The 12,083-nt window shown below is 73.0% G+C and carries 8 protein-coding genes and 2 pseudogenes; 6 read left to right on the top strand and 4 right to left on the bottom strand.

Translation table 11 applies throughout. The features are described from left to right. Positions 1 to 6 precede the first annotated feature (6 nt). On the top strand, positions 7 to 858 hold the full coding sequence (locus ACWDAK_RS04060) for a helix-turn-helix transcriptional regulator (protein WP_344634629.1): 852 nt from the start codon (positions 7 to 9) through the stop codon (positions 856 to 858). A 49-nt stretch (positions 859 to 907) separates the two neighbouring features. Here ACWDAK_RS04060 and ACWDAK_RS04065 read toward each other — a convergent pair whose 3' ends face one another. Next, a complete protein-coding gene (locus ACWDAK_RS04065; RefSeq protein WP_427393720.1) occupies positions 908 to 2,101 on the bottom strand; it encodes an FAD-dependent oxidoreductase in 1,194 nt (397 codons plus the stop codon). Positions 2,102 to 2,286: 185 nt separating this feature from the next. On the opposite strand from ACWDAK_RS04065, the gene ACWDAK_RS04070 reads away from it, so the two are divergent. Then, positions 2,287 to 2,901: a TetR/AcrR family transcriptional regulator gene (locus ACWDAK_RS04070; RefSeq protein ID WP_344634631.1), complete on the top strand. Its 615-nt coding sequence runs from the start codon at positions 2,287 to 2,289 to the stop codon at positions 2,899 to 2,901. Between the two features lie 167 nt (positions 2,902 to 3,068). Here ACWDAK_RS04070 and ACWDAK_RS04075 read toward each other — a convergent pair whose 3' ends face one another. Together ACWDAK_RS04075 and ACWDAK_RS04080 are read right to left on the bottom strand one after the other, a co-directional pair. Further along, positions 3,069 to 4,286 carry a PP2C family protein-serine/threonine phosphatase gene (locus ACWDAK_RS04075; protein ID WP_425557526.1) on the bottom strand — a complete coding sequence of 406 codons (1,218 nt, stop codon included), beginning with the start codon at positions 4,284 to 4,286 and terminating at the stop codon, positions 3,069 to 3,071. A 308-nt stretch (positions 4,287 to 4,594) separates the two neighbouring features. After that, positions 4,595 to 4,717: pseudogene (locus tag ACWDAK_RS04080) on the bottom strand (IS5/IS1182 family transposase); the annotation flags it as partial. A 103-nt stretch (positions 4,718 to 4,820) separates the two neighbouring features. Here ACWDAK_RS04080 and ACWDAK_RS04085 point away from each other — a divergent pair. The 4 genes and pseudogenes from ACWDAK_RS04085 to ACWDAK_RS04100 form a co-directional block, all read left to right on the top strand. Continuing rightward, positions 4,821 to 6,929 (top strand): serine/threonine protein kinase, encoded by a 2,109-nt coding sequence (locus ACWDAK_RS04085; protein ID WP_344634633.1) that lies wholly within the window; start codon positions 4,821 to 4,823, stop codon positions 6,927 to 6,929. Next, positions 6,907 to 7,440, top strand: a complete 534-nt coding sequence (locus ACWDAK_RS04090; RefSeq protein WP_344634634.1) for a hypothetical protein — start codon at positions 6,907 to 6,909, stop codon at positions 7,438 to 7,440. Before ACWDAK_RS04085 ends, ACWDAK_RS04090 begins: the two co-directional genes overlap by 23 nt. A gap of 54 nt (positions 7,441 to 7,494) precedes the next feature. Next, positions 7,495 to 10,290: a M48 family metalloprotease gene (locus tag ACWDAK_RS04095; RefSeq protein WP_427393721.1), complete on the top strand. Its 2,796-nt coding sequence runs from the start codon at positions 7,495 to 7,497 to the stop codon at positions 10,288 to 10,290. Between the two features lie 18 nt (positions 10,291 to 10,308). Further along, positions 10,309 to 10,656: pseudogene (locus ACWDAK_RS04100) on the top strand (transposase); the annotation flags it as partial. Positions 10,657 to 10,791: 135 nt separating this feature from the next. On the opposite strand, the gene ACWDAK_RS04105 reads toward ACWDAK_RS04100, so the two are convergent. Next, positions 10,792 to 12,048: a hypothetical protein gene (locus ACWDAK_RS04105; protein WP_427393722.1), complete on the bottom strand. Its 1,257-nt coding sequence runs from the start codon at positions 12,046 to 12,048 to the stop codon at positions 10,792 to 10,794. Positions 12,049 to 12,083: the final 35 nt, after the last annotated feature.

Raw genomic sequence — 12,083 nt, forward strand, 5'->3', positions numbered from 1 at the left:
TGGGGTGTGGACAGACGAGAACTTGCCGGTTTCCTGCGCAGCAGGCGCGAACGGATCACCCCTGCGGACGCGGGTCTGCCCGCCGGGCCGCGCCGCCGCACCCCTGGGCTGCGCCGCGAGGAGGTGGCGCAGCTGGCATTCATCTCGACCGAGTACTACACCCGGCTGGAGCAGGCCCGCGGCCCGCGCCCGTCGCGCGAGGTGCTGGCCGGGCTGGCCCGCGCCCTGCGCCTGTCGGATGCCGAGCGGGGCCATCTCCACCATCTCGCCGGCGCCCCGCCGCTCCCGCCGACCGGGCCCTCCCGCGAGGTGCGGCAGAGCATCCTCGACCTGTTGCACCGGCTGCCGCAGGCCGCCGCCATCGTGCTGTCCGCGACATACGAGGTGATCGCCTGGAACGATCTTGCAGCCGCCCTGATGGAGGACTTCTCCGCCCTGTCGCGGCGTGAGCGCAACCTGGTGCACCGCGCCTTCCTCGGGCCGGGCCCGGACGGGTGCCGACTGTACGGCCTGTCGGACGCGGAGGAGTTCGCCCGCAGCGCGGCCCGGCACCTCCGCGCCACCGCCGCCCGCTACCCCGACGATCCCGAGGTGACTGCCCTGGTGCGCGAACTCCTCGCCGGAAGCGAGGAGTTCGCCCGGCTGTGGGCCTCCCACGACGTGTGTGCCGAGCCCGCCCTGTGCAAGACCCTCCGGCACCCGCTGGTCGGTCCCGTCACCGTCGACTGCGACGTTCTCGAGATCACCGACCGGGACCAGCGGCTGGTGATCTACACCGCCGCCCCCGGCTCGCCGTCCGAGGAGGCGCTGCGGCTGCTGTCGGTGATCGGTACGCAGCGCATGGACGTGCCCGGCTGATGCTCCGCGGCGCGGAGCGGCAACGACCGTCGGCTACCCGGCTGCACGGCTACTCGGCGGCCGAAGCGCCCTGTCGGCGACGGTAGTCGGCAGCCGCCTCCTTGTACCGCTGGTGCTCGGCCGCGTGGTCGGGGATGTGGGAGCCGGAGGCGAAGAACCGCTCCAGCGCCTGGTTGGCGCCGACGGCGAGGGGCCCCGAGCGGGCGAACATGGCCGTCTCGTAACGGGTGACGGCGGCGTCCAGGGTGGGCTCCTCGGCTATCGCCCGGGCGAGTTCGGCCGCGTCGAGCATGGCGAGGTTCGCGCCATGGCCGCCGAAGGGCGACATGAGGTGGGCCGCGTCGCCGAGCAGCGTGACCCCGGGGGTGCGTTCCCAGGCGAGCGGGGCCGGCAGGGCGTGGAGAGGCCGGTTGGTGTAGCCGTGGTCGCTGTCGATGAGGAAGGGCAGCAGCCGCTCGGCCCAGCCGCTGAACTCCTCGAGCAGGAAGCCCCGGACGGCCGCCGCGTCGCCGAGGTCGACGCCGGCGGCGGTGTGCCAGTCGAGCGGAGCGCGCATGCCGACGTAACCGCGGACGACACCGTGGCCGTTGCGCTGACCGATGATCGCCTGGCCGTTGCCGTTGCTGGCGAACATGTGGCCGTCGCCGACGAGTTCGGTGATCCGCGGGTGGCGGCGCTCGACGTCGTCGAAGCGGACTTCGAGCAGTGAGACACCGCTGTACCGGGGCACCGCGTCACTGACGAGCGGCCGCACCCTGGACCAGGCGCCGTCGGCCCCGATCACCAGGTCCGCCTCGACCGCGGCGCCGCCCGCGAACTCGAGACGGTGTCCGCCCTCCCCCACCGCCACGGCTCGGACGAGCTTGTGGCCCCACCGTACGGTGCCGGGCGCGACGTGCGCGGCGAGCATCGCCCGCAGCCGGCCACGGTCGATCTCGGGCGCGGCGTCGTCGTCCCCGTCGGGGACGAACGAGGCGAGCACGGCACCGTGCTGGTCGAGCCGGAGGTGGGCCTGCCCCTCGGGCCGGGCGAGCTCGGTGAACGCCTCCATCAGGCCGGCGTCCTCCAGCGCGATCTGACCGGAGTCGGCATGCAGGTCGAGGGTGCCGCCGGCGTCCCGGGCGTCGACGGACGCGTCGGCGTCGTACACCGCGACGTCGACACCGCGCAGCTGCAGAACCCGGGCGCACACCAGCCCGGCCGGCCCCGCGCCGATGACGGCGATGCGTGGCGTGGTCTTCATGGGGTCTCCTTCACTCATGGCAGTGGCTGTCCCACCTCATGGCGGCAGCCTCGCGACCGGCCGGTCCGACATTTACTGAACGGGCGGTCGGTAAGTGAAGTTAGCTGAACGGGCGCCCGGTAAGCAACTACTGAACGGGCGGTCGGTAAGACGCGTAGGATGGCGACGACGGAGAGGGAGTGACCATGACGTCCACCAGCAGGAGTGACCGGCGCTCGGGCGCCGAGACGCGCGCGGAGATCCTCCGCGTCGCACTGAAGCTGTTCACCGAGAAGGGCTATGAGGCGACGTCGACCAGGGACCTCACCGAGGCACTCGGGCTGACGAAGTCGTCGCTCTACTACCACTTCCGCAACAAGGAGGACATCGTCGCGAGCCTCATGGCGGGTCGCCGCCGTGACCTCGACGACCTCGTCGACTGGGTCGCCGCGCAGCCGAGGACACCCGACCTGCCGCAGCGGGCGGCACTCCGGTGGCTGGACGGCACCACCCCGGACCACCTCCGGGCCATGCGCCTCGCACACGCCAACCAGCCGCTGATGCGGCGGCTGGCGGAGAGCGGCAAGGACGTCCGCACGGCCTTCGACCGAGTCATCGACCTACTCGCGGAGGACGGCGCGAGCGCGCAGGACCGCATCCTGCTGCGGATGACCTTCGACACCGCGAGCGCCGCACTCCTCGCGGCGCTGGGCACCGACGCCGACCCCGCGGACGTCATCGCCGCCGCCCGCCGCGCCAGCCTCGCGCTCACCCAGGCGACCACGGACCGCGCCCCGCACCCCTCGGACGCCTCCGCGTAACCGCCCCGACCACGCAGCCGAGCCGGACGACCGCACAGCCGACCCGCTCCCCGACCCGCCTAGCGACAGGAGCGTCGGTGCGCACCGGCCCGTCCGCAACCGCCCGGACCCGGCGGAAGGACGCGATAGCACCGAACTGACGCATCGCCAGATCAGGCAGTACCGCATCACCGGCGTTGCGGGCGCCATTCGAAGAGCAGGATGGTGGCGTCGTCCCGCAGTTGGTCGCACTGGAGATCGAGGATGGCGTGGATGAGCAGCCGCAGCACCTCGGCCGGGCGCTGGCCCGCGGCGGAGGAGCGGATGATGAAGTCGGTGAACCGGTCGAGGCCGAACTCCGCACCGTCCGCGTCGCGTGCCTCCACCACGCCGTCGGTGTAGAGCAGGACGCGGTCGCCGGGTTCCAGTGTCGTCTCGTGAACCTGCCGGGCCACCGGGGCGAGTTCACCGGCCAGGCCGATCGGGGGCTGCGGGGGGCTGTCCAGCGCCCCGTGGAGCACCCGCTCGGCACGGATCAGCAGCGGCGCCGGATGACCGCAGTTGACCCAGTTCAGCACCCCGGTGTCCGCGTCGAGCCGGCACAGCACGCCGGTGGAGAAATGGTCGGGCAGCCAGTGGGCGAGCGCCTCGTCGACGGAGCCGACGATGTCGGCCAGGTCGCCACCACCGCGGCGGGCGTTCCGCGCCGCGGCCATGGCGACCGAGGTGGTCAGGCCGGAGGCCAGATCGTGACCCATGGAGTCGAGGACCATGGTGTGCAGCACGTTCTTGACCACCGAGTGGTCGAAGGCGTCGCCGGCAATGTCGTACGCCGGTTCCAGGACCGCGGTCGAGACGCACTTGCTGCTGCCGACGGTTCCGGGTGGCAGGAAGGCCCGCAGCATCTCGGCGGGCAACCGCATGACCGCGGTGCGGGAGCGGGCGGCGAGCCAGTCGCTGTAGGCGCGCTTGGAGGTGATCAGCATGGCGAACAGATGGGCCAGGATCCGGCAGCGGCGCATCCGTACACCGTCGAGCGCGGCACACCGGACCGCCAGCACACCCAGCCGCTCCGCACCGTCGACCAGGGGCATCCAGACGATCACTTCGTCGTCTGCGTCGACCACCCGAGAGGAGACCGTGCGGTACGCCCAGCCGGCCAACGAGTCGGCCACCAGCAGCGGCTCCGAGGTCTCGTCGAGTGGAATGAGCAGCCGCTGCTGCAGGTCGGCGAGGTAGATCAGTGCGGCGCCCAGGCCGAGGGCCGAGGCGCACCGGTTCGCCAGGTCGGGCAGCTCGAACGGCAGGGCCGTCTGCGCCTCGATGACCAGCTCTTCCAGCCGATTCTCGTCGATGGTGGCATCCGGACCGGCGGGCGCGTGCGGTGGCTCCGACACGGGGATCACCCCTTCCGCGCCCAGTCTCACACCGATCCCGACCGCTCTCACGTCAGGCACGGCCGCGCCGGGAGCGGTCGCGGCGAGGGCGGGAGCGGCTGCGGCGAGGGCGGGAGGGGCGGCTGCGGAAAAGGCGGGAACACCGGCCAGAGCGGTCAGCCGAGCTCGACCGGGCGCACCTCGTGCGCCGCTCACCCGATCAGCCGTGCTCGTCGGCCCCTGGAGGATCGTGCCCGATTTCAGCGGTGGCGGTCAGCCCCTCGGAATATCGCCAGCCGGTCTACTAGGCCGTGTCTCATGATTGATCTTGTGGTGGGTCACTGTTCCTCGGCTCGCAGCCACAGGATCAGTGAGGCGAGGACGACGCCGGCTCGGTAGCGGTTGGCCAGTTTGTCGAACCTGGTTGCCACTGCCCGGAACTGCTTCAGCTTGGCGAAGCACTCATGAGACACGGCCTAGCCGTCAACTCCGGCCATGTACAAGGGTGTATGGCCGGTCCTAGGCTGAGTGTCCACGGATGACTGCCGACTCGGGGGAGCGAGCATGCCGGAGGCATCGGGGCAGGACCGGACGTTACCCGGGCAGTCGGTGCCGGGGCAGCAGATGCCCGGCTGGCGGGTACCGGGGACGACGGAGATACGACCGCTCGGCACCGGTCCGTGCCGGGTCGTGCTGGTGCGCTCGGACGCCACCGGTGCGCTCGCCGTGGTCAAGTACCTCCTCGCGGCGCCCGCCGGGGGCACCGCGCTGCGACACCCGAATCTCGTCCGGATCGACCAGGTGCTCCCCTCGCCGGACGGCGAGGGCGTCGCCGTGGTCATGGCGGCGGTGGAGGGCGCGAGCCTGCAGGCGTTACTGGCCGTCCGTCGTCTCCCGCCCGAGGCCGGGCTCGCGGTGCTGCGCGACTCACTGCTCGGTCTGGCCGCCGCCCACGAGCAGGGCGTGGTGCACGGGAGTTACCGACCGAGCGACGTCCTGGTGGACCTCACCGGGCACTGTCAGGTGCTCAACACCGGCCGCCCGGCCGCTGCGGCGACGGCGGACCTGTCGGAGACGGACGCGGCGTACCGCGCCCCTGAGTTGCGACGCGGCGAGCCTGCCTCGCCCGCCTCCGACGGGTACGCCGCCGCGCTGGTGTTCCTTGAGTGCCTGACCGGCGGTCAGCCCGCCACGGTGGGCCACTCCCCCGGTGCGGCGGCGCCCGACGACCTGCCCGAGCCGCTGCGCCGGGTGGTGGTACGCGCCACGGCCGAGGCGCCGGAGGCCCGGTACCCCGATGCCCGGTCCTTCCTGGCGGAGTTGGAGGCGGCCGCTGCTGAGGTCCACGGCCCGCAGTGGCCGGAGCGGGGCGAGCGCCTTCTCGCCGACGCGGCCGCGGCGACGGCCAGCGCCCAGCCGCTGCTGGGCCCCGACGGGCCCGGGGCCGGGCCGTGGTGGCGGCGTCGGCGGAGCCGGCTCGCGGTAGCGGGCGCCGTAGTCATGGCCGTCCTGGCCGTTGTCCTGGTGCTCCTGCTGGACGGGGGCAGCCCGAAGCAGGAGGTGCGCGAGCCCTTCACCCAGGCGCTGGCCGCGCTCGCCCGGACGCCTGGGGTGCGGTACCAGGACCACGACCAGTACACCGGCTACTACGACGTCACCGTGACCGCCGCCGCCGAGCGGTTCGGCTCCGTGGGCGAGGCTGCGGACTTCTCGGACAAGGTGGACGAGGACCTGGTGACGGTCGCCGGGCACGACTACCTGAGCTACCGGAACGACACCGCGCTCAAGGGCTGGACCTACGACCCGGGCAACGACGAGAAGAACATGGCCTCGCTGCTCAAGACCTACGTGACGCCCGCGCAGCTGGCCGCGACGCTGAGTTCGGCCCTCGACCAGCAGCCCCGCCTCCCGGTGGTCGGCGACAAGGCCGCCGCCGCCGTCACCGTGGACGGGCAGCCGGCCTGGCGGGCCGACACCGTCCAGGGTTATCTGTACGTCACGCAGAAAGCCCCCTACCGGGTGCTCCGTTGGGAACCGGCGAACCTGATCACGGCGCTGGCCGGGCTGAAGGCGATGGCGAAGAACCCGTCGAGCCAACAGCCGAGGTCGCTGGAGGCGCACACGCCGCTCACCAACTCGCTCGGCATCACCCTCACCCCGGTCACCGACGCCGCCGGGCTGTACGGCAAGGTCGTGCAGTACACCAAGGAGCTCACTACCGCCACGACCGGCGCCTCGGTCCAGATCCTCCAGCAGAACGACGGTGCGAGCAACGTCGCCTGCAGCCACACGGGCTGCCTGGTCAACGTCGCCTTCTCCGGCCCCGTCTACAACGCCTCCTCGGCGGCCTACGTGCTGGACAAGGTGTACATCGAGCTGAAGGTGGGCTCCATCACCACCGGCGGCCGGGAGGTCGGCGGGTGCACCAGCGGCCTGCAGCCCTACCAGCTGACCGGGACGAGCCTGAGCGGGAAGCTCACCTGCAACAACCCCGCGGGCGGTCCGCTCTTCGACCAGGCCGCCGCCGAGAACCAGGCCAGGGCGAACGCCTCCGGAAGCTCCCAATTCTGGGACTACGCGGACCGGCTCGACCTCGTCGTCCACCCCCTCAGCCCCACCGACGTCGACCAGTTGGTCGCCAAGGAGCAGCATGAACTCCAGTCCCTCGGATGAGCACCTGCCGGAGCCGTCGGCCGCGGACCTGCGGGACGCCATCGTCACCGCGGTGATCGCCCGACTCGCCCCGGCGGAGCTGCCGTTGGCCGAGTCGCTGCACGGGCTGGACCCCGCGACGGCGCTGGAGCGCCTGGGCTCCCGGCCCACCCGGGGCGAGCCGCTGGGCTTCGGGTTGGAGGAACTCGGCGTCCTGCTGACTCCGGCCGTCTGGATCGTCGTGGACGAGTCCGTCCGGCGGGTCGTCGACACGGTGGTGGAGCGGGCGGGCCGGTCCGGGCTCGCCCGGCGCGGGTTCTTCCGCCGCCGCCGGACTCCGGTGCCCGTCGCCCTGCCCGCCCTCACCCCCGAGCAGTTGGCCTCGGTCGAGCAGTGCGTGCTGGAGGCGGCGCGGCAGGCCCGCCTGTCCCCCGAGCGGGGCGAGCGGATCGCCGACGGCGTGGTGCGGCGGCTCGCGCTCCTGCCGCAGGCCCTGGAAGGGCCCGAGCGGAGCGCCGAGGGCGAGGGGTGACCAGGCGGCGCAGCGGGGGAAGCGGATGACCGGGCGGCGTGCCGAGGGCCGCCGATGAGCGACCGGAGTGCCCGACTCCTCCTCCCCCGGCCCGGGGCCGGGACTACCCGGCGTTTCGTCCTGCTGGCCGGGGTGTTCACGGCCGGTTCGCTGGCCATGCTCTCGGACTTGCTGCTGCTGGTGGTCGACCCGCTCAACACCACCGGGGGCTGCGCGCTGGCGGCCGGCGCCGACCCGGACCACACCAGCCTGGCCAACTACCTGCCGCTGAGCGTTCCGGCCTACCGCCGGTGCGTCGACACATACCTGGGCCCGTGGAAGCTGTTGGGGCTGCCGCTGCTCGGCACCGTCGGCGTGCTGGCCCTCGCCGTCCTGGTCCACCTGCTCATCCCACGCTGGAAGCAGCACCGCACCCAGGCCGTCCCGCTCGACCAGGCCGAGCTGACCGAGTGGTTGACCGCACTGGCCACCCGCTGCGGGCTCCCGAGGACGCCCGCCTTCGTGGTGGACCGGGCGGCGCCGTTCAGCGTGAACGCCGTCGCTCTCGGACGGTTCGGACGGTACAGCCTCCGGCTGGACCTGGGCTTGGTGACGCTGTACCGGACGGACCGCCGGGCCTTCGAGGCGACGCTGCTCCACGAGTACGCCCACCTGCGCAACCGGGACGTCGACCTGACCTACCTGACCATCGCGCTCTGGCGCGTGTTCCTGGTCTGCGTGGTCCTCCCCTTCGTGGTGGCCGTCGGGTGGAAGCTGCTGCCCGCCGTCCTCGCGCCGACCTTCCACTCGCCCCCGCCGGCGCCGCTGGCCCGGGATCTGGCCCTGGCGGCGGCCATGGTGCTGCTGATGCAGCTCACCACCGCCGAGTTGCTGCGGGCCCGCGAGATCCACGCCGATCTCGACGCCGTCGCCCACGGCGCCGACCCGGGCTACTGGACGCGGCAGCAGCGTCGCCGGACGGCCGAGCGCCGCCGGGGCCCGGTGGCGGCGGCGGGCCGGGCGGTGCGGGCGCTGCTGCGCACCCATCCGTCCTGGGAGGCCCGGGCCGCCGCGCTGGCCGACGCCGCCGCGCCGGTCGCCGTCCGGCCGCCCCAGCTGGTGCTGACCGGGGTGTCGGTCGCCGTCCTCGGCTACCTGCTCACCTTCACCCCCGGCCTGAACACCTACCTGCCGACCTGGCTGGGCGACCCCGGGGTCTGGCCGGCGGCGTTGCTGGCCGCCGTCGTGGCGGCCGGCGCCGTCCGGCGCAGCGTGGTCCACGCCCCGCCGGGGGCCGCCCGGCCGTCCGGGATACGCGCGGGGCTCTGGTTCGGGGCCGGGCACCTGCTGGGCGAGCTGGTCTGCAGCCAGTTCCTCGGGCTCGACTGGGCGCCCCGCTTCCCCGAGGCGCTCCTGCTGCTGCTACCGGTGCTGGTGCCCGCCGCCGTGCTCTGGTGGACGGCGGGCTGCGCGGCGCTCTCCACCGGGCTGCGGCCCGGGCTGCGGCGGTCGGCGGCCGGGGTGGCCACCGTCTCCGTCGCCGCTGCGGCCTTCGCCTGGTGGTACGGCTGGTGGCAGGCGGCCGGGACCTCCTTCGCCGCCGGGATGCCGTACTCCTCCGCCACCGCGCTCTCGTTCCTGAACGCCGGCTTCGAGCCCTCGGAGCAGTTGTCGCCCTCGCCCACCTCGGACGTCATCGCCAACCTCACGCTGATCGTCGTCCTCCTGGCGCGGTTCCGGTGGACCGTCTGGCTGACCGTCGCGCTGTGGCTCGTCCCTCTGGTCATCCCGCTGCTCGGCGGGGTGCGCGCCCGGGCGGCCGGTGTCCTGCCCGGTCTGCTGTGCGGCGCGGCCGTCGGCGCCGGGGCCCTCGCCCTGACGCACCGGGCCCAGGTGTGGATCTGGCGGGACGAGCAGCCGTTCGTCCCGGCCCTGACGGTCTACACCGGCTGGATCTTCGTACTGCTGCTCTGCGGTGCGGTCCTCGCGGCGGCGAGCGGGGCGTTGATGGGCCGGGGCAGCGGTGCGGCGGCGGCCGTCGGCGCGGGCACGGCGACGGCCGCCGGCCTGACCGTCCTGCTCGCCGTGAACGCGACCGACGGCTGTGTGCCCGCGCTGGAGACGGTGCGAGCCTCCTGCGGCTTCCCTGCCGGGAACGGCCGGCAGCTGCTCGCCTTCTTCCTTCCCCAATTCCTTGCCGTGGCGGGGATGGTGAGCATCGTGGCAGCGCTCCCGTTCGCAGCCGCTGCACGGCTCCGCCGGCGGGCCCCTGTCGCTCCCCGTTGCCCCGAGGCCGAGCCGAGCCCCAAGTACCGTGTGGTACGCCGTATTTGCGGTGCTGTCGGCTGCCTGGCCCTGCTCGGACTTGGCCTGGTCGGCTACACCACGCCCGGAGGAGCCAGGTCCGGCCCGGTCGGGTCCGGCCCGGACCCGACCGTCACTGCGCTGCAGCGCAGACCGGTGGACAGCCTGACGGCAGGTCTGCAGGTTTGGGCCTGGGGCTACTTCGGGGGGCGCAGCATCATGCAACAGTACGAGCACGCCCTCGCCGCCGCCGACCGCAGCGTCGGCCCGGACGGCAACGTGGATGCCGCGGCGCTGCGGCACGCCTGCACGGACCTGCTCAACGCGGCCGACCGGGCCGACGCCTACTTCCCCGTCCCGGTCGCCTCGGAGCAGGCCGCCTGGACGGCCGCCCTGGCCAACACCCGCACCCAGGCAAGACACTGCCTCGACGCCCCACCCCCGGCCGGCCCGGCGGAGATGGACCGGTTCTTCACCGCCCTCGACCCGCAGCCGGACCCGGTGGCCGCCATCTTCGACCACTTGCTCAGCCTCTCCGGACCGACCCAGCGACTCCTGCTGCCTTAGGCCTGTATGCTGCCCGCCGTCCTCGACGCCATCCGCGTCCCGCGGGCCGGGACCGGGCGGCCGAGGACCAGGCCCGACCGGGTCGTGGCCGGCAAGGCATACTCCTCCCGGAAGATCCGCAACCTACTGCGACGCCGACGGATCAAAGCGACCATCCCCGAACGCCGCGACCAGATCGCCAACCGCGCCCGCCGCGCAGGCCGCGGCGGGCGACCACCGGCCTTCGACAAGACCACCTACAAGGGCCGGAACGTTGTCGAGCGGTGCTTCGCCAAGCTGAAGCAGTTCCGGGCAGTGGCAACCAGGTTCGACGAACCGGCCAACCGCTACCGAGCCGGCGTCCTCCTCGCCTCACTGATCCAGTGACTGCGAGCCGAGGAACAGTAACCCACCACAAGATCAATTATGAGACACGGCCTGGCTTGTCGCCGTACGTCGCCTCATTTCGAGCAGCCGTAGGTGGTTGACCAGGTTCGGGAGGAGGTGTCCCTGATAAGGGAATTACCCGACCCACACAGTGGGCGGCGTGTAGACGGGGCCCTTCAGATCGGCGAGGCGGTCCTCGATGGCGACGGCCGCACGTGGGCGGCCCGTTGCCCGTAGTACCTCCACGAGACGTCCGGCGGTCGCGGATAGGGACGGCTCGTCGTCCCTGGTCTGCTGCCAGCAGTGCAGTGCGTTGCGGACGGCGAGCTGGACCTGGGCGGTTTCGGGTCCGGTCCAGGTGAGCCGGTGCTCGGCGCAGGCCAGCCAGCGGTCGGTGGCCTGGACGATCGCCCCGGCGGCGACGGCCAGGGTGGCCTGGACCTCCAGCACGTCGCCCATCGCCGGCGAGTTCGGGCCGGCGGTATACGCGATGGCCTGTTCCCACTGGGCGGTGAGGTCGGCCGCCGTGCGGTGGTCCCCGCCGCGTATCGCCTCCGCGATCGTCGGCCGTGGGTCGGCGACCAGGCCGGAGACCCGTGGAGCGGGTGGAGCGGGCGGAGCGGGCGGCGTTGCCGCGGCGACGGCCGGGGCCGGCCCAACCGGATGGGACAGGGGCCTGGGCGGGGCCGCGGTGGCTTCGGGCCGGTCCGCGGTGGCTTCGGCCCGGTCGATCCGGGGGCCGATCACAATGCTGCCGGGCGGAAGGCCGGCGTGGCCGGCGGCGATCGGGTGGAGTTGGGCGAGGTGCTGCCGGTCCGGTGTGTTCCGCAGCAGGTGCGAGAGGGCTGCGGTGTAGGCGGGTGACTGCCAGGGGCCGCGCCGGGCGGGCGGGCCGATCACGCCGAACCGGGCGATCTGCGGTGGCAGCGCGAGGTCGGCGGGTTCGAGTGGCAGGCAGCCGGGGTCGCTGAGCAGGTCGAGCACGACGGAGGTGGTGCCGGGCCGACGGACGGCCAGTTCCCGGGCGAGCCAGGTCCAAGGGAGTGCCGTGTAGCGGATCGTGGTGTCCGTGGTGTCGGCGAGCGCGAGGTGGACCTGATGCTGCCGGTCGTCCCTGACGAGCAGGCCGCACAGGTACAGCATCAGCGGTCCCGGCACGGTGGCCGCGGCCCGCATCCGGGCCAGCACGGCCTGTGCGCCGCTGGGGTTGACGAGGGTCTCGACCTCAACCGGGTGCTCCCAACCGGGCAGCAGCGAACGAGCCGGTACCGCGGCGAGCTCACCGACAGCGACCTCCGGATCGAGAAGCCTGCGGCGGGATCCGACCGGCGCGGCGGCCAGCAGCAACACCCGGCCGCCAGCGGCGTCCTGGTCCTCCCCGGTGATCGTCATGGTGCCTACCGTAGTGCTCACCAGCACCGGCCCCA

Source organism: Kitasatospora sp. NPDC001175 (assembly GCF_053598215.1).

Excerpts from the sequence above, each read along its gene's own strand:
- ACWDAK_RS04065 (WP_427393720.1), bottom strand. The coding sequence starts at position 2,101 with ATGAAGACCACGCCACGCATCGCCGTCATCGGCGCGGGGCCGGCCGGG.
- ACWDAK_RS04070 (WP_344634631.1), top strand. The coding sequence starts at position 2,287 with ATGACGTCCACCAGCAGGAGTGACCGGCGCTCGGGCGCCGAGACGCGC.
- ACWDAK_RS04085 (WP_344634633.1), top strand. The coding sequence starts at position 4,821 with ATGCCGGAGGCATCGGGGCAGGACCGGACGTTACCCGGGCAGTCGGTG.
- ACWDAK_RS04090 (WP_344634634.1), top strand. The coding sequence starts at position 6,907 with ATGAACTCCAGTCCCTCGGATGAGCACCTGCCGGAGCCGTCGGCCGCG.
- ACWDAK_RS04095 (WP_427393721.1), top strand. The coding sequence starts at position 7,495 with ATGAGCGACCGGAGTGCCCGACTCCTCCTCCCCCGGCCCGGGGCCGGG.
- ACWDAK_RS04105 (WP_427393722.1), bottom strand. The coding sequence starts at position 12,048 with ATGACGATCACCGGGGAGGACCAGGACGCCGCTGGCGGCCGGGTGTTG.